Here is a 15,899-nt window from a genome sequence, read left to right on the forward strand (position 1 = left end):
CTCCTGTTACTGCCGGATCAGGACCCGATATAGCCCGCCAGCACGAGCGCGAACACGAAGGAAAAGACCTGAAATCCTTCGACGATCGCCGCCGGCGCGAGGCTCAGGCCGAAGATCTCGGGCTTGTTCTTGGAGGCGGCGATGGCGCTGGCGCACACGCGCCCCTGCCACATGCCCGAATAGAGCAGCACCACCGCCGTGACGAAGCCGATGCCGAATAACGCTCCGCCGTTCTCGACGGTGATCGGCTGTTGCAGCGAGAACATCACCACGATGCCGTAGATCACGTTGGACGAGGGCATGAGCGAGACGCCGAGATAGCGCCCGTAATTGCCGTCCGTCTCCAGCATGGCGCCGATGGCCGCCTGTCCCGCGAGCGCCACGCCGACGGCGCTGCCGAGCGCGCCGAGCCCCATCGGCGCGAAGACGCCAAGCCAACCGAGCGCGATGATGAACTCATTCATGGATTGCCTCTTTCATCTGGCGTGGACAGGCGATGCTTCGACAGGCGACATTTCCGCCGGGCGTCTGGCGAAGGCGCGGAAGGGATAGCCCTCTTCCGTCAGCCCCCAACTGAAAAATTCGATGAAATTGAGCCGCAGGCCGTGCACCACGCCGCTCATGACGCCGAGCAGGAAATTGACGCCGTGGCCGAGCACCAGCACCACGAGCGACAGCAGCGTGCCGATGCCGGGATTGTCGCCCCGCATGTCCAGCGCCAGCGTGTTGAAGGTGGCGGCGAGCGAGGCGCTCGCGAGGCCCAGCGCGAAAAGGCGCAGGTAGCTGAGGATATCGCCGAAGATCTTCGTGATGCCGGTGAGCGCCAGAGCGCCGGCGAGCGCGCGCCTGCCCCAGCCGGCGCCGCCGCCGGCGGGCTGCTCCATCGCTCCGCCGAAAGCCACCGCGAAAAGGCCGCCCGCGAGCGCCGCGGACGCGACGGAGGTCGCGACCGTCTCGCCGCCGCCGATCCACATGGCGAAGCCTGCCCAGATCGTCGCGATCCAGCCCAGCGCGGTGATCGCCTTGCCGGAACCCCGGTTGACGCTGGCGGCCGCCGCGAGCGCCACCGTCAGATGCAGCACGCCGATGCCCACCGACAGGCGCATCATGCCGTCGAAGTCATGCACATTGATCACGGCGACGCGCGCCGCGAGGCTCCCCGCAGGCGGCGGAACGCCGAAATACGCGCCCGCCAGCACGCCGTAAAGAAGCGAGACGCCGGACAGCGCCGCCAGCAGCGTGCGTCCGCGCCGCAGGGTGGGGCTCCCGCCGAGCCGGCGCCAGAACAGCGCCGTGGCGGCGGCGATGACGGCGGCATAGCCGGCATCGGCCACGATCATGGCGAAAAAGGCCGCGAAGGATATGAAGACGATCAGGCTGGGGTCCCAGCTCCGATAGCCGGGGCTGGTGTAGAACAGGGTCAGGTCCGCGCCGCTTCCCACCTGCGCGGCGGGGCGCAGCAGGGTCGGCGGACGGTCCGCCGCAGCGGGTTCCTCGACGACGAGGGCGAGGCCGCGCCGTTGCGCGAAGGCTGTCAGGGCCGTTTCCGCCTCCGCCGGCACCCAGCCTTGCAGGGCGAACACGCGGTCGTCGTCAAGGGTCTGCTCGGCGACGGCGCGGCGCTCGTCGCCGTCCGCCGCCTCCGCCAGATGCAGGCCGAGCGCGAGACGCCAGCGGGTCAGCTCCGCCCGTTTCACTTCCGCGTCCTCGATGTCTACCTGCGTATCCTCCAGCGCTTCCCGCAGCTCGCCGAGCGGCACGCCGCCCGTGCGGGCGCGCGTCACCGGCAGCACGTCGACGGGCGGCTCGTCCGGCGAGACGATGGCGACGAAGAGCGTCGTCGTGCCTTTGCCGACGATCTGCCACGGCAGCGCCACCCTGTCGAGCGCGGCGCGCTGGTGGATCGGCAGGGCATAGAACCACAGGCGCTGTCCGCCGATCGCCCCGACCGGCGGCAGGCGGAAATCGCCCCATTGCTCCAGCGTGGCGATGCGCTGCTCGATGGCGTCGCGCCGGTCGCGCAACTGGCGCAGGCGGGCACGGTTGGCGACGATCTCGTCCACCACCGCCGCGAGATCGAACGCGGTCGCGGGGCGATAGGGGCGCAGCCTGTAGGGCGCCTCGTCGAGATGGCGGAAGGCCGTTTCCGTGCGCCGGCGCATCGCCGGATCTTCGGGAGCGAGCGCGCCGGGCTTGCGCAGCGGGATGAGATGCACCACGCCCAGTTCCTGCAAGGCGGCGAGGATCGCCTCCTTCTCGCCGATCAATCCGCACAGCGTGATGCGGCGCATGGGAACGATGCTCATGCGTCCGCTTCCCCGCTCTCGTGCGCGACGCGCTTGCGCTTGGCGATCTTGGCGCCCACCACCGCCGCCCGGTCGCTGTCGCCGATCGCCACCAGAATGCGGCGGATGTTCCGTTCCGCCTGCGGAATCAGCACCTTGTCGAACAGGTTGACGCGCTGCGCCGTGCGCGTCACCGCCCGCTCCAGCAGGGCGACGCCGCGTTCCGCGACCTCCGCCTCGATGCGCAGCCGCGCGGCCAGCGCCAGCCGGCGCACCACCTCGTCCACCCAGTGCGGGCGCGCGAAACGGCCGTAGGGGCGCAGCGCGATCCGCACGTCCTCGACCACCGGCAGCCGCACGCCGGCGATGTTGCGCTCGCCGATCCGCACGGATTCGACCTTCACCAGCCCCTTGAGATCGATGCGCCGGTCCGCGAGCATCGGCACCGCCGCGCCGGCCTCGATCACCGCTCGCTCGGCCGCCGCCCGCGCCTCGCCCGCCGCGCGCCGCGCCCGGTTGCGCTCCGCCATGAGCTGCTGGCGCTTGAGGTCGAGAGCGGGCAGAAAGCGCCGGCCCGCGGCCAGGCTTTCCTTCTCGCGCGACAATTGCGCCTTGTTGAGAGGAATCCGCGTCATGCTCCCGCTTTCCTTCAGGCCGCCTGCGGATAATATTTGCCGAGAAGGCTCTGGCGGATCAACAATTCCTCGGGCGAAAAGTTTTCCGCCATCGTGCGCCAGCAAAGATCGAGCGCATCCTCGAGCGGCAGCGCGACGGACAGATCCATGAAACGGCGCCGGAACGCCTCGCCGAAACGCACGAGCCGCTCGTCGTAGGCGGAGAGCTCGAAGGCCATCGCCTGCTTGCGCTCCGCCTCGCGCGCGCCGGCGAAGAGGCGGATCATGGTGTTCATCACCGCCGCGTGGTCCTCGCGCGTTTCCTTGCCGATGACGTGCTGCTTGAGGCGCGACAGCGAGCCGAAGGGGTCGATCTGCCCGTCGTGCAGGTAGAACTGCCCCTCGGTGATGTAGCCCGTGTTATCCGGCACCGGATGGGTGACGTCGCCGCCCGGCATGGTGGTGACGGACAGGATGGTAACGGAGCCCGCGCCGCGAAACACCGCCGCCTTCTCGTAGCGGCGCGCGAGCTGGGAATAGAGATCGCCGAGATAGCCGCGGTTGGATGGCACCCGCTCCATCGCCACGCCCACCTCCTTCAGCGCGTCGGCGAAGGCCGTCATGTCGGTAAGCAGCACCAGCACGCGCTTCTTTTCCTCGACAGCGAACTTTTCCGCCACCGCCAGCGCCATGTCCGGCACCAGCAGGCGCTCCAGCGGCGGGTCGGCGGCCTGGTTGACGAACATCACCGTGCGCGCGAACATGCCCGCGTCCTCGAAGGCGGAGCGGAAGCGCCAGTAATCGTCGAAGGTGAGGCCAAGCCCGCCGAAGACCACGATGTCGGCGTCGGCCTGCACGCCGATGCGCGCCAGCAGCGCGTCGTGCGGCTCCCCCGCGCGGGAGAAGATCGGGATCTTCTGGCTTTCGACGAGGCAGTTGAACACGTCGATCATCGGCACGTCGGTGCGGATCATGCGCGAGGCCAGCGCGCGCCGCGCCGGGTTGACCGACGGTCCGCCGATATCCGCCTGCGGCTCGTGGTCGAGCGCCGGGCCCCCGTCCGACACGCGCCCGTCGCCGGAGAAGACGCGGCCGAGGATATTGCCGGAAAACGCCACGCGCGGCGCATGACCGAGGAAGCGCGCCTTCGAGCGCGTGGAAAGCCCCTGCGTGCCGCCGAAGACCTGCAACGATACCTCGCCGGCGTCGAGGCGCACCACCTGCGCCAGCCGCCCCGCCGCCGGGCCGTCGCCCTCGCTGACGACGGCGAGATCGCCGTAGCGCGGCCCGTCGCCGTTTCCGCCGGCCATATCGCTGCCGGAGATGTCGCGACCGGGGGAGGGCAGGGCGATCCGCACGACTTCGCCGACGATCGACAATACCTTGTCGTAGTAGATGGAGAGCGTGTTCATCAGCCGTTACCCGTGGACCCGTTCGTGCTGCGTGTAATTATTTCCTGTGAAACAAATGTTAATCTGCCGCAATACCGTGTCGCGCCGCGGGGTTGACGGACGGGCGGTTTCGGAACAGGCTCCCGATGGAACGGGCGATCGTCGCATACGGAGGCCGTGGTGTCGTTAACATTCGACAACAGTTACGCGAGATTGCCGGAGCGCTTCCACCACCGCCAGCAGCCGCAGCGGATGCCCGCGCCGCGTCTCGTGCTCTTCAACGCGGCGCTTGCCCGCGAACTCGGTTTCGATCCCGCCTCGCGCACGCCCGACGAGATCGCCGCACTTTTATGCGGCAATGATTTGCCGGAAGGGGCGCAGCCGCTGGCGATGGTCTATGCCGGGCATCAGTTCGGCCATTGGGTGCCGCGTCTGGGAGACGGGCGCGCGCTGCTGCTCGGCGAGGTGGTGACGCCGGCGGGCGAGCGACGCGACATCCACCTCAAGGGTTCCGGGCGCACGCCCTTCTCGCGCGGCGGCGACGGGCGGGCGGCGCTCGGCCCGGTGCTGCGGGAGTACATCGTCGCCGAGGCGATGGCCCGCCTCGGCATTCCGACGACGCGCGCGCTCGCGGCCATCGCCACCGGCGACACGATCACCCGCGACACGCCGTTGCCCGGCGCCGTGCTCGTGCGCGTGGCGCGCAGCCATCTGCGTGTCGGCACCTTCCAGTATTTCGCTGCTACAGGCGATGTCGAGGGGTTGAGGGAGCTCGCGGATCATGCCGTCGCGCGCCTCTATCCCCATGCGCGCCAGGCCGAAAACCCTTGCCGCGCCCTGCTCGACGCGGTGATCGGCGCGCAGGCGGCGCTGGTGGCGGAATGGATGGGCGTCGGCTTCATTCATGGCGTGATGAACACGGACAACACGTCCATCGCCGGCGAGACGCTGGACTACGGGCCATGCGCCTTCATGGACGCCTTCGACCCCGGCGCGGTGTTCAGCTCCATCGACAGCATGGGCCGCTATGCCTACGGCAACCAGCCGAGCATCGTCTACTGGAACCTCGCCCGCCTCGCGCAGGCCCTGATGCCGTTGCTCGCGCCGGACGCCGCGCAGGCGCAGCATGCGGCGCAGGAAGCCGTCGACGGCTTCCCGGATCGCTACGAAGCCGCGTGGCTCGCGGTGATGCGCCGCAAGCTCGGGCTCGTTTCGGCGCAGGAGGGCGATGCGTCGCTTGTCCGCGATCTGCTCACGCTCATGCACGGGCAAGGGGCGGATTACACGCTCACCTTCCGCCGGCTGGCGCGCGCGGTGATCGCACCGGCCGCCGGCGCGGAGCGGCCTTTCGCGCCGGCGTTCGACGGCTGGCTGGGGCGCTGGCGCAGGCGGCTCGAAGCTGACGGGGCCGGAGCCGACCGGAGCGATCCGTCGGCCGTCTCGCGGCGGCTCGAGGCGGCCAATCCGCTTTTCATCCCGCGCAACCATCTCGTCGAAGAGGCGCTCGCCGCCGCCTACGCGGGCGATCCCGGGCCGGCGCGAACGCTTCTCGACGTGCTGGCCGATCCGTTCGCGGACCGGCCGCAACACGCGCGCCACGCCCTGCCGCCGACGCCCGGCGAGATCGTCCGCGAGACGTTCTGCGGCACCTGACGCATGAAACGAAAGCGGGGCACCCGCCGGTCCGGCGAATGCCCCGCGAAGGCGGCGCCTGAGCGCAAGGCTCAGAACGAGCCGGTCAGCGAGAGGTAATAGGCGCGGCCGGGTTCGTTGAACGTGTTGGCGCCGGCGGCATTGCCCGTGCCCTCGCGCTTGACGCTCTTGTCGAACACGTTGTTGACGCCGGCGAGCAGGCGCAGGTTCTCGTTGAACTCGTAGCGCGCGCCGATGTTGACGAGGGTGTAGGGCGAACGCGAACGGGTGTTCGTGGCGTCGCGCCCCGTCGACAGGTTGAGCGACGGCGCCTCGATCTCGCCGTAATGCGTCACGCCGAGGTTGAGCTGCAATTCCTTCGTGGCCTGCCACTCGATGTTGGAATTGATGGTATATTCCGGCACCAGCGAGAGCGGCTCTCCGTTGCTCTTGTCCTCGGACTCGATCATGTAGGTGGCGTTCGTGCTCCACGTCACCGTTTCCAGCACCGGCACGCGCAGATTGGCCTCAAGCCCGGAGATGACGGCTTTCGGCACGTTCTCCCACTGGTAGACGACCTGGCCGTTGTAGCGGCCGAGCGGCGTGGTGCCGGCCTGGATGCGGTCCTTGTAGTCGTTGTGGAAGTAGGTGATGCCGGCGTTCCAACCCTTCTCGTTGGTATAGTTGATGCCGATTTCCTTGTTGATGCTGGTCTCGGGGTCGAGATTCGGATTGCCCACGACGTAGCACGGCCCGCCGTAGATGTAGGGGCAGCCGTTGCCGCGCGAGGTGTAGACATAGTTGGGGTTGAGCTGGAACAGGTTGGGCGCCTTGAAGGCACGCGCGATACCGGCCTTCAGCGTGATCTCGTCGGTGATCGCGTAGGACGCGTTGAGGCTGGGGCTCCAGTTGTTGCCGGCCTGCGAGTGGTGATCGAAGCGCAGGCCCGGCGTGAGGATGAACTTGTCCGTGACGAGGATGTTGTCCTCGACATAGAGGCCGAACAGCAGCGCCTGGCTCTTGGGATTGCGCAGCGTGGGATCGGAGATGGTGCCGGTGCCGGCGTTGATGCCCGGGAACACGATCGCGGTGGAGAGATTGGCGTTCTCGTCGTCCATCCACTCGCCGCGGAACTCGGCGCCCAGCGTCAGGGTCTGCGGCACCACGACGGTCAGCGGGAAGTTCCACTCGCTCTTGGCGGTCACGTTGTCGAGCGTGATCGTGTGACGGTCCTGGGCGTACTGGGAGTTGATCTTGCCCTCGACGGAGCCGGCGTTACCTTCGCCGAGACGCTTGTTCTTGGTGTTTTCCCACTGAATATACGTATTCGATGTGCCGAAGTCCCACTTGCCGCGATGGGTGGCGGAAAGGGTGGTGCGCGTCACGCGGTTGGTCTCGCGGCCGCCGCGCGCCAGTTCCTCGTTGATGCCGGCATCGAGCGAATCCTGGAAAAGCGAGTCGCCGGCATAGATGTTGCGCTGCTGGCTCCAGGCTGCCTCGAAATCGACCACGTGGCGCTCGTCGATCTTCCACGACAGCAGGCCGCGGAAGTCGGTGTTGATCACGCCTTCGTTGCCGGCCGCGACGCTCTCGCCTTCCGGCGTCGCGGATTCGTTGATGTCGACGTCATCGGCATCGGCGCGGTTGTAGTTCGCCGTGAACCGATAGGAGAAGCGCTCGTCGATCGGCCCGCCGGCGACGATCGTGGAGCGGAAGGTGCGACCTTCCTTGTCGCTTTCGGGAATGTTGGCGAAGCTCGTCGCGCTGAACGTGTGCTTGTCGGGGCGCTTGGTGATGATGTTGACCACGCCGCCCGAGGCGCCGGAGCCGTAGCGCGCGGCGGCGGGGCCGCGCAGCACCTCGATACGCTCGACGGCTTCCGCCGGCACCCAGTTCGAGTCGCCGCGCGTGTCGCGCTCGCCGCCGCGGCGCATGCGCACCGAGTTGCGGGAGAACACCGGCTTGCCGTCGATGAGGATGAGCGTGTTCTCCGGGCCCATGCCGCGGATATCGATCTGGCGGTTGTTGCCGCGCTGGCCGTTGGGCGAGTTGCCGGTCAGGTTGACGCCCGGCTGGCGGCGGATGATCTCCGACAGGTCGCCGCGCGCGGGCGGATGGCGCTGGATTTCCTCGGAGGAGACGATCGACACGCCCGGCGCCTGATTGAGCTGCTCGCGCGCGGAGACGACCACCACCTCGTCGAGCAGCAGTTCGTCGCCGGTCAACTCCAGCTCGGCGTTCGCCTCCTGGTTTTGCGTCCGGGCACTCTGGGCATGGGCGCCGCCGCACACGAGAGAAAACAATAGCGCCATAGCGGTAGCGCGCATCAACTCCTCACGACGTATCATGTCCAGTGTCCTTTTTATAATTGATCTATTTTAAAGCGGCGATTCGACTCCTGTCCCAGTCTTCGCCGCGCAGTGAATGGCTATAGCTGCGCCGTGCGCCTGTTGTGCGCTTATTACTCACTACATGGAGAATCAGAAATATTTTTTGGGGCGCTCATTTAGTTTGCGGATGCTTGTGTCAATTATGCCGCGAATTGGAAATATAATAATTTGCATGATTGCGCGCGGCGCGCGGCGACGCCTTGCGACGATGTTTCCGCATTGATCAATAAACAAACGGAAATGATGAAGTTCCATCATTGCCATTTAAACCGTACCGGCAGATGCGCAAATATCGGCGGACAACAAGGCCGGCGCGAAGGGCGCGCGGACAGGAGGAATGCAATGCTTACGCAAATCAGGGGGCTGCACCATGTCACGTCCATGGCGGCCAACGCGAACGACAACAACGCGTTTTTCACGAAGACGCTCGGCTTGCGGCGCGTCAAGAAGACGGTGAACTTCGATGAGCCGAGCGTCTATCATCTTTATTACGGCGACGAGGTTGGCACGCCGGGCACGGTGATGACCTACTTTCCGTTTCCGTTGATCGGGCAGGGGCGGCCGGGTGTCGGCGAGGTCGGCGAGACGGAGTTCGCGGTGCCGGCGGGTTCGCTCGGCTACTGGCAGGAGCGGCTCGCGGGCGAGGGCGTCGCGGGGCTTGAGCGGGACGAGGCGTTCGGGGCCGCGCGGCTGCGTTTTCTCGGCCCCGATCAGGACGCCTTCGCGCTTGTCGAGGCGGCGGACGACGCGCGCGCGCCCTGGACGGGCGGCGCCGTTCCGGCCGATGCGGCCATTCGCGGCTTCCATGGCGCGCGGTTGCGGTTGCATGACGCGGACGCCACGGAGGAACTGCTGCGCTTCATGGGCTATGAGCGCGTCGACATGCGGAAGAACCTGATCCGTCTCGCCGTGCCGGGCGGCAACGGGGCCGGCACGATCGATCTGGAAGAACTGCCGTCGGCGGGCGGCGCGCGTCTGGGCGCGGGTTCCGTCCATCACATCGCCTTCGCGGTGAAGGACCGCGCCGCGCAGCTTGAGGTGCGCCGCGCATTGCTCGACACGGGCTACCAGGTCACACCGGTGATCGACCGGGACTACTTCTGGGCGATCTACTTCCGCACTCCCGGCGGCGTGCTGTTCGAGGTGGCGACCAACGAGCCCGGCTTCGACCGGGACGAGGACACCGCCCATCTCGGCGAGGCGCTGAAGCTGCCGGCGCGCTACGAGGGGATGCGCGGAAAGATCGAGACGCATCTCGATCCCATCGCCGACTGAGCGTCGCGGGAAGCCTTCAAGCCTGCCGGCGCGCCCCGTCCCGGACGGAGCGCGCCGGCGGGCGCCTTATCTCTTCATCCCGGAGGATCATGCCATGTCCATCGATGCCTATCCTTACCTGCACCGCGATCCCGCGCCCGGCGCGCCGCTGGTCTTCGCCTTTCACGGCACGGGCGGCGACGAAAGCCAGTTCTTCGGCTTGATCCGGGACATGCTGCCCGACGCCGGCGTCGTCTCGCCGCGCGGCGACGTGTCCGAACGCGGCGCGAACCGCTTTTTCCGCCGCACGGGCGAGGGCGTCTACGACATGCCGGATCTCGCCATGCGCACGGAGCGGATGGCCGGCTTCGTCGTCGCGCATCGCGCCCGGCATCCGCGATCGCCGGCGGTCGGCCTCGGCTATTCCAACGGCGCGAACATCCTCGCGTCAACGATACTTCACGCGCCCGCGCTGTACGACCGCGCGGTGCTGATGCATCCGCTCGTTCCGTGGGAGCCGGCGCCCGATCCGCGGCTGGCCGCGCTCGACATCCTGATCACCGCCGGGGAGCGCGATCCCGTCTGCCCCTGGCCGCTGACGAAGGCGCTCGTCGACTTTTTCGGCGCACAGGGCAGCCGGGTCGGCGTCAGCCTTCATCCCGGCGGTCATGAGGTGTCGCGGGGCGAACTCGCCGATGTCGAGGCGTTTCTCAAGAACGCGGCCGGCGCTCCGCTCACGGGCTCTGCGCCCACGGCGTGACGGCCAGCGACTGCGCCAGATAATGCGTGAGCGCCGTGACGCGCGCCGGGCGCAACCCGCCCGGCGGCATCACGAGGTTGAGCGCGATGGCGCTGAAGCTCCAGCCGGGCAGCACCTCTTCCAGCCGCCCGTCCGACAGTTCGTCCCAGATCAGGAACTCGGGTTGCAGCGCGAGCCCCCATCCTGCCAGCAGGGCGGGGGTCAGCGCATCGGCGTTGTTGGCGCGCACCGGCCCTTGCACCGTGACGGTATATTCGCCCTCCGTCGCGTGGTGGAAGCGCCAGAGATGCGGCGAGGGCAGGTTGGTGTAGAGAAGGCAGGCATGCCCGGCGAGATCCCGCGGGTGGGCGGGCCGCCCGTGCCGCTCCAGATAGGCGGAAGTGGCCACCAGCGGCCGCCGCACGGTGCACAGCCGGCGCGCGCGCAGCGAGGAATCCGTCAGCGCCGCGATGCGCAGCGCGATGTCGAAACCGCCCGAGACGATATCGACCTGATGGTCGGCGAGCGACAGTTCGACTTCAACCTGCGGATGGAGATCCAGAAAACGCGGCATCAGCGGCGCGAGATAGCGGGTGCCGAAAGACATCGGCGCCGCCACCCGCACCAGCCCGCGCGGCGTGACGGCGGCGTCGGCCGCCTCGGCTTCCGCCGCCTCGCCCTCGGCGAGAATGCGCAAGGCGCGCTCGCGTATCGCCTCACCGGTCTGCGTCAGCGACAGGCGGCGGGAGGTGCGATGCAGCAGCGCCGCGCCCACGCGCCGCTCAAGGCGCGTGATGGCCTTCGACACCGTGGGCTGCGACAGGCCGAGCGATTTCGCCGCGGCGGCGAAGGATCCGGTTTCCGCGACACGGGCGAAAACGGCCCAGGCTTCGAGATCGGGAAGCTTGCTCATGCGGGACGGGAATTCCTGGAGCAGAACGCCTTGATGATGAATTCGGAACCCGCTTCCGGCCTTTCGTCCCTGAAACGGACGCACCCGGAAGCGGCATGCATTGTCGAGCCGACGCGGTTATCGGCACGATCCGCGTCCCGCTGTCAAGCGGTCCACAAGCGGCTTGCCATAGCATGCGGGTTATGGCATTTTCCCGACAGCAGGCTTTGTATCGGATGCGGAGGATGCCCACGTTTCGCTGAAACGCAAGCATCTTCCATGCTTTTGATTCGACGCGTTTTCTTCACCCGGGACGGCATCCGCTTCGCTTGAAGGCGCTTCAAGGAGGGCTCGATGGATATCACGATTTTCGTCGCCCTCGCCGGGCAGCCCCTGCGTTAAGCCGGGCGATGCCGTGACCCGCCGTCGGGCGGGACTTTCGGCCTGAATTTCCACCAGAAGATCATTGACGCCGGGCTTGCGCGCGTTCGCTGCTTCGGCCAACCGGGAGTCGGCTGCCGCGCGGCGCCGGGCCATTCCATGTCCATCGATATCTCCACCGGGCGGCCGGAGCCGTTCCGGGCCGTTCTCGCCTTCACCTTTCGTCATTGGGGGCGCCAGCCCCTGACCGTTGCGGCCATCGTCGGGGCCATTGCGCTGATGACGGCGGCCAATCTGTTCGTGCCGGTCTTCGCCGGGCATCTCGTGGACGCCATCGCCCATGCGGGGCCCGGCGCGCTGGACAGCGCCCTGCGGGCGCTGGCATCCATCGTCGCGGTCGGCGCGGCGGCGGTGGTCTGTCGCCATGTCGGCTTTCTGTGCATCACGCGCCTGACCCTCTCCACCATGGAGCGGGTGGCGCAGGATGCCTTCGCGCGTCTCCAGCGCTTTTCGACCGACTGGCACGCGAACAATTTCGCCGGCTCCACCGTCCGCAAGGTGACGCGCGGCATGTGGGCGCTGGATCTGCTCACCGACACGCTGCTCATCGCGCTGCTGCCTTCGCTGGTGGTGCTGTTCGGCACCACGGTGCTGCTGGCGTGGCGCTGGCCGGTGATGGGGCTCGTCGTGCTCGTGGGCGCGGTGCTTTATGTCGGTGTGACGCTGCTGCTGTCGCTGCGCTGGATCGCGCCGGCGGCGCGGCTGGCCAATGCGTGGGACACGCGGCTCGGCGGCGCGCTCGCCGACGCCGTATCGTGCAACGCGGTCGTCAAGGCTTTCGGGGCGGAGGGACGCGAGGATGCGCGGCTGGCGCAGGTGCTGGCGAAGTGGCGCCGGCGCACGCGCCGCACCTGGATACGCGGCACCTGCGCCGGCACGGCGGAGGATACGGTGCTGCTGGCCTTGCAGGCCGCCGTTGTCGGCCTCGTCATCTGGCTGTGGATGCAGGGCGACGCCACGCCGGGCGACGCCGCCTTCGTGCTCACGAGTTATGCGCTCGTGCATGGCTATCTGTATGACGTGGGGCAGCACGTCCACAATCTCCAGCGGTCGGTCAACGACATGGAGGAACTCGTGGCGATGCACGCGGTTGCGCTCGGCGTCGAGGATCACGCCGGCGCGGCCGACATGGCGGTGCAGGGCGGCGCGATCGCGTTCGAGAATGTCACTTTCCACTACGCCGGCCATGACGAGCCGCTTTACCGCGACTTCTCGCTCTCCATCCGGGCCGGCGAGAAAGTCGGGCTCGTCGGGCGCTCGGGCTCGGGCAAGACGACTTTCGTCAAGCTGATCCAGCGTCTTTACGACGTCACGGGCGGGCGCGTCACCATCGACGGATGCGACGTCGCGGCGGCGACGCAGGCGAGCCTGCGCGCGAACATCGCCATCGTGCAGCAGGAGCCGGTGCTGTTCCACCGCTCGCTGGTGGAAAACATCGCCTACGGCCGGCCGGGCGCGTTACCGGCGGACATCGAGCACGCGGCGCGCCTCGCCAACGCGCATGATTTCATCATGCGCCTGCCGAAGGGCTACGCCACGCTGGTGGGCGAGCGGGGCGTGAAGCTCTCCGGCGGCGAGCGTCAGCGCGTGGCGCTTGCCCGCGCCTTTCTGGCGGATGCGCCGATCCTCATTCTCGACGAGGCGACGTCGAGCCTCGATTCCGAATCGGAGGCGCTGATCCAGCAGGCGATCGAGCGGCTGATGCAGGGGCGCACCACCATCGTGATCGCGCATCGGCTCTCCACGGTGCGCGCGATGGACCGCATCCTCGTGTTCGACCGCGGCCGCGTGGTGGAGGAGGGCAGCCACGATGTCCTGCTGGCGAAGCCGGACGGCGCCTACCGCGCGCTGTTCGAGCGGCAGGCGACCGAAATGGGTAAGGGCGTGGTGGTGTGAACGTCAGCGCCCCAGCGCCTGCGCCAGAAACGTCAGGATGCGTTCGCCGGCCTGCCGGTGGATGGTCTTCCGGTCTCCCTTGCCGCCGTCGATGCAGACGACGCCGTCGCCCCGCTGTTCCGCTTCGAGCAGGGCGGCGGCGCCGTCCTTGCAGACGGGCAGGAAGCTGAAATGCGTGGCGTCGCCGATGGTCAGGCTCTGCGTGGCGCCGGCCGGCAGGTGTTGCAGCAGATAGCCGGATTCCAGCGCCGCCGGAATCTTGAGGTCGTCGCTGCCGGCCGCGATGACGAGCACGGGAATCCCGATGGCGCCGAGGCTCTCGGGTGTGAAGCCGCGCGCGAGCCCGATGTCGAGCATGACGGCCGCCTTGACGCGCGCATCCCGCGCATCCCCGCCGAGGGCGGCGCGGCCGGCGGCCGTGCGGCCCGCGCCCAGCGCCGCGAAGACGTCGCAGGCGGCAAGCGCCGGATGCGCCTTGCAATCGGCATCGAGGCGGCCGGCGTCGAAGCGCCCGCCCGCGATGGACGTGACGGTCCATGCGCCGAGCGAATGGCCGACGACGGCGATCCTGTCCGTATCGATCAGCGCAGACAGGGCGGCGTCGGCGGTGAGGGTGTCGATGGCGCGGCTGAGGTCATGCGGGCGCTCGATGAGCTTTTCGGCCGCCGCCGGAGAGCGGTCGCGGCTGGTGGTGCCCGGATGGTTGACGGCGGCGACGATATAGCCGTGTCGCACCAGTTCGTCCGCGAGCCAGGCCTGATTCAGGATATTGCCGCCGTAGCCGTGCGACAGCACGACGAGCGGGCGGCGGCCGGGCTCCGCGGCCGCGTCGCGCGCGGCGGGCGTGCCGACGAAGGCCGGATTGTCGCCGACGAGCGCGGTGGGCGAGCCGGAAGCGGCGGGATACCAGATCGCGCCTTGCAGCGGGCGGCCGTCGCCCGGCTGCGACAGCGCGAGTTCGCGAAAGCCCGTGACGGGCTCGGCGGCGACCGCGGCCGGCCATAGCAGGGCGAGGGCGAGAACGGCGCGTGACATCATGGGATCCACCGGCGGTTGCCGCCTTCCGCTTGTTGCGGGAGGCGGAAGGTGTTGGGCCGGCGCACCCTACTGCAACCGCTGCGCCTTTGCCAGCGCGCCGTGTTTCAGTTCCGCGTGGCCGGCGTGAGGAACGGCGCGCGATACTCGGCCTGCCGCTCCAGCATCCAGCCGGGATATTCGGCCGGCAGCCGCGTGACGGCGTCGAGCGCCGCGAGGTCGTCGGCGGAGAGGCGGACGTCGGCCGCGCCGATGTTGTCGTGAAGCTGGTCCAGCCGCTTCGCGCCGACGATGACGCTCGTCACGACATCCTGATGCAGCAGCCACGCCAGCGCCACCTGCGCCACGGTGCAGCCCTTGTCGGCGGCGATGGCGCGCATGGCCGCGATGGCCGCGTCGCCGCGCTCCAGGTTCACGGGCGGAAAGTTGAAGGTGGCGCGCCGTCCATCGGCGTCGCCGCCGCTGTATTTGCCGGAGAGGAAGCCGCCGGCGAGCGGGCTCCAGACCATGAGGCCGATGCCTTCCGCGCGCAGCATCGGCACGATCTCGCGCTCCGGATCGCGCCCCACGAGCGTGTAATAGGCTTGCAGCGAGAGGATCGGCGCGAGCGTGCGCGCCTGCGCGATTCCCACCGCCTTCACCACCTGCCACGCGGCCCAGTTCGACAACCCGATGTAGCGCACGTATCCCTGCCGCACGAGCGTATCGAGCGCTTCCAGCGTCTCCGTGATCGGCGTCACGGGATCGAAGCCGTGAATCTGGTAGAGATCGATGTGGTCGAGTTGCAGCCGTTCGAGGCTGGCCTTCGCCTGATGAAGAATATGGTAGCGCGAGGCGCCGCGCGCGTTCGGCCCATCGCCCATGACGCCGAGCACCTTGGTGGCGATCACCACCTCGTCGCGCGCGATGCCGAGGTTGCGCAGCGAGCGGCCGAGGATGCGCTCGCTCTCGCCGCCGGCATATATGTTGGCGGTGTCGATGAAGTTGATGCCCGCGTCGACGGCGGCCTTCACCAGCGCGTCGGCGTCGTCCTGACGCAACTGGCCGATCTGGCCCCACATGCCGTCCGTGCCGCCGAAGGTCATGGTGCCGAGGCAAAGTTCGGAAACGAGCAGGCCGCTTTGGCCAAGTCTGCGGTAGCGCATGGGAATCTCCTGTGACATCAGGCCGGAAAGCGTGTGTGCTTTTCGGAAGAGCCTGATGCGTAAACAAAAGGACAGAGTGGCGGCGCGATTCCGTTCGAATGTCCGCCGCAGGAAACATAGGGCTGCGGCAGGGCGGCGCGCTACGCCGATCCTGTCGAAATCATGCCTGATCCTCTCAATCGCCG

At 68.2% G+C, this 15,899-nt stretch carries 13 protein-coding genes; 4 read left to right on the forward strand and 9 right to left on the reverse strand.

Features of this window, described 5'->3' with window-relative positions; all coding sequences use genetic code 11:
- Positions 1-17: 17 nt before the first annotated feature.
- Genes ACOYJQ_RS03720 through ACOYJQ_RS03735 form a run of 4 tightly spaced genes read right to left on the reverse strand, consistent with a single transcriptional unit; the run spans position 18 to position 4,311 of the window.
- Positions 18-464, reverse strand: coding sequence for an ATP synthase subunit C (locus tag ACOYJQ_RS03720; RefSeq protein WP_433456518.1), 447 nt, complete (start codon positions 462-464; stop codon positions 18-20).
- A 12-nt stretch (positions 465-476) separates the two neighbouring features.
- On the reverse strand, positions 477-2,306 hold the full coding sequence (locus tag ACOYJQ_RS03725; RefSeq protein WP_433456520.1) for a V-type ATP synthase subunit I: 1,830 nt from the start codon (positions 2,304-2,306) through the stop codon (positions 477-479).
- On the reverse strand, positions 2,303-2,920 hold the full coding sequence (locus ACOYJQ_RS03730; protein ID WP_433456522.1) for a V-type ATP synthase subunit D: 618 nt from the start codon (positions 2,918-2,920) through the stop codon (positions 2,303-2,305). Before ACOYJQ_RS03730 ends, ACOYJQ_RS03725 begins: the two co-directional genes overlap by 4 nt.
- A gap of 14 nt (positions 2,921-2,934) precedes the next feature.
- Entirely contained in the window at positions 2,935-4,311 is a 1,377-nt protein-coding gene (locus tag ACOYJQ_RS03735; RefSeq protein WP_433456524.1) for a V-type ATP synthase subunit B, read from the reverse strand.
- 156 nt (positions 4,312-4,467) lie between these two features.
- Between ACOYJQ_RS03735 and ACOYJQ_RS03740 the strand changes: the two genes are divergently transcribed.
- Entirely contained in the window at positions 4,468-5,943 is a 1,476-nt protein-coding gene (locus ACOYJQ_RS03740; protein ID WP_433456526.1) for a protein adenylyltransferase SelO, read from the forward strand.
- A 71-nt stretch (positions 5,944-6,014) separates the two neighbouring features.
- Here ACOYJQ_RS03740 and ACOYJQ_RS03745 read toward each other — a convergent pair whose 3' ends face one another.
- Positions 6,015-8,249 carry a FepA family TonB-dependent siderophore receptor gene (locus ACOYJQ_RS03745; protein ID WP_433456528.1) on the reverse strand — a complete coding sequence of 745 codons (2,235 nt, stop codon included), beginning with the start codon at positions 8,247-8,249 and terminating at the stop codon, positions 6,015-6,017.
- 405 nt (positions 8,250-8,654) lie between these two features.
- On the opposite strand from ACOYJQ_RS03745, the gene ACOYJQ_RS03750 reads away from it, so the two are divergent.
- Positions 8,655-9,587: a VOC family protein gene (locus ACOYJQ_RS03750; protein ID WP_433456530.1), complete on the forward strand. Its 933-nt coding sequence runs from the start codon at positions 8,655-8,657 to the stop codon at positions 9,585-9,587.
- A gap of 94 nt (positions 9,588-9,681) precedes the next feature.
- Positions 9,682-10,326 (forward strand): alpha/beta hydrolase, encoded by a 645-nt coding sequence (locus ACOYJQ_RS03755; RefSeq protein ID WP_433456532.1) that lies wholly within the window; start codon positions 9,682-9,684, stop codon positions 10,324-10,326.
- Here ACOYJQ_RS03755 and ACOYJQ_RS03760 read toward each other — a convergent pair.
- Both ACOYJQ_RS03760 and ACOYJQ_RS03765 read right to left on the reverse strand, forming a co-directional pair.
- Positions 10,301-11,218, reverse strand: coding sequence for a LysR family transcriptional regulator (locus ACOYJQ_RS03760; RefSeq protein ID WP_433456534.1), 918 nt, complete (start codon positions 11,216-11,218; stop codon positions 10,301-10,303). The genes ACOYJQ_RS03755 and ACOYJQ_RS03760 overlap by 26 nt on opposite strands.
- A gap of 180 nt (positions 11,219-11,398) precedes the next feature.
- The gene (locus tag ACOYJQ_RS03765; protein WP_433456536.1) at positions 11,399-11,734 is read right to left on the reverse strand and encodes a hypothetical protein; all 336 of its coding nucleotides are present in this window, start codon (positions 11,732-11,734) and stop codon (positions 11,399-11,401) included.
- 3 nt (positions 11,735-11,737) lie between these two features.
- On the opposite strand from ACOYJQ_RS03765, the gene ACOYJQ_RS03770 reads away from it, so the two are divergent.
- Positions 11,738-13,534 carry an ABC transporter ATP-binding protein gene (locus ACOYJQ_RS03770; RefSeq protein WP_433456538.1) on the forward strand — a complete coding sequence of 599 codons (1,797 nt, stop codon included), beginning with the start codon at positions 11,738-11,740 and terminating at the stop codon, positions 13,532-13,534.
- 3 nt (positions 13,535-13,537) lie between these two features.
- Here the strand turns inward: ACOYJQ_RS03770 and ACOYJQ_RS03775 are convergent, their stop codons facing one another.
- Together ACOYJQ_RS03775 and ACOYJQ_RS03780 are read right to left on the reverse strand one after the other, a co-directional pair.
- The gene (locus tag ACOYJQ_RS03775) at positions 13,538-14,572 is read right to left on the reverse strand and encodes an alpha/beta hydrolase family protein (protein ID WP_433456540.1); all 1,035 of its coding nucleotides are present in this window, start codon (positions 14,570-14,572) and stop codon (positions 13,538-13,540) included.
- A 104-nt stretch (positions 14,573-14,676) separates the two neighbouring features.
- Positions 14,677-15,714, reverse strand: coding sequence for an aldo/keto reductase (locus tag ACOYJQ_RS03780; protein ID WP_433456542.1), 1,038 nt, complete (start codon positions 15,712-15,714; stop codon positions 14,677-14,679).
- Between the last annotated feature and the right edge of the window lie 185 nt (positions 15,715-15,899).

Source organism: Pseudochelatococcus sp. (genome assembly GCF_050946405.1).
Taxonomy (GTDB): Bacteria; Pseudomonadota; Alphaproteobacteria; order Rhizobiales; family Beijerinckiaceae; genus Pseudochelatococcus.

What these genes read in the sequence shown, in the direction of transcription:
- ACOYJQ_RS03720 (WP_433456518.1), bottom strand. Translation starts at nt 464, where the DNA reads ATGAATGAGTTCATCATCGCGCTCGGTTGGCTTGGCGTCTTCGCGCCG.
- ACOYJQ_RS03725 (WP_433456520.1), bottom strand. Translation starts at nt 2,306, where the DNA reads ATGAGCATCGTTCCCATGCGCCGCATCACGCTGTGCGGATTGATCGGC.
- ACOYJQ_RS03730 (WP_433456522.1), bottom strand. Translation starts at nt 2,920, where the DNA reads ATGACGCGGATTCCTCTCAACAAGGCGCAATTGTCGCGCGAGAAGGAA.
- ACOYJQ_RS03735 (WP_433456524.1), bottom strand. Translation starts at nt 4,311, where the DNA reads ATGAACACGCTCTCCATCTACTACGACAAGGTATTGTCGATCGTCGGC.
- ACOYJQ_RS03745 (WP_433456528.1), bottom strand. Translation starts at nt 8,249, where the DNA reads ATGCGCGCTACCGCTATGGCGCTATTGTTTTCTCTCGTGTGCGGCGGC.
- ACOYJQ_RS03750 (WP_433456530.1), top strand. Translation starts at nt 8,655, where the DNA reads ATGCTTACGCAAATCAGGGGGCTGCACCATGTCACGTCCATGGCGGCC.
- ACOYJQ_RS03755 (WP_433456532.1), top strand. Translation starts at nt 9,682, where the DNA reads ATGTCCATCGATGCCTATCCTTACCTGCACCGCGATCCCGCGCCCGGC.
- ACOYJQ_RS03760 (WP_433456534.1), bottom strand. Translation starts at nt 11,218, where the DNA reads ATGAGCAAGCTTCCCGATCTCGAAGCCTGGGCCGTTTTCGCCCGTGTC.
- ACOYJQ_RS03765 (WP_433456536.1), bottom strand. Translation starts at nt 11,734, where the DNA reads ATGGCCCGGCGCCGCGCGGCAGCCGACTCCCGGTTGGCCGAAGCAGCG.
- ACOYJQ_RS03770 (WP_433456538.1), top strand. Translation starts at nt 11,738, where the DNA reads ATGTCCATCGATATCTCCACCGGGCGGCCGGAGCCGTTCCGGGCCGTT.
- ACOYJQ_RS03775 (WP_433456540.1), bottom strand. Translation starts at nt 14,572, where the DNA reads ATGATGTCACGCGCCGTTCTCGCCCTCGCCCTGCTATGGCCGGCCGCG.
- ACOYJQ_RS03780 (WP_433456542.1), bottom strand. Translation starts at nt 15,714, where the DNA reads ATGCGCTACCGCAGACTTGGCCAAAGCGGCCTGCTCGTTTCCGAACTT.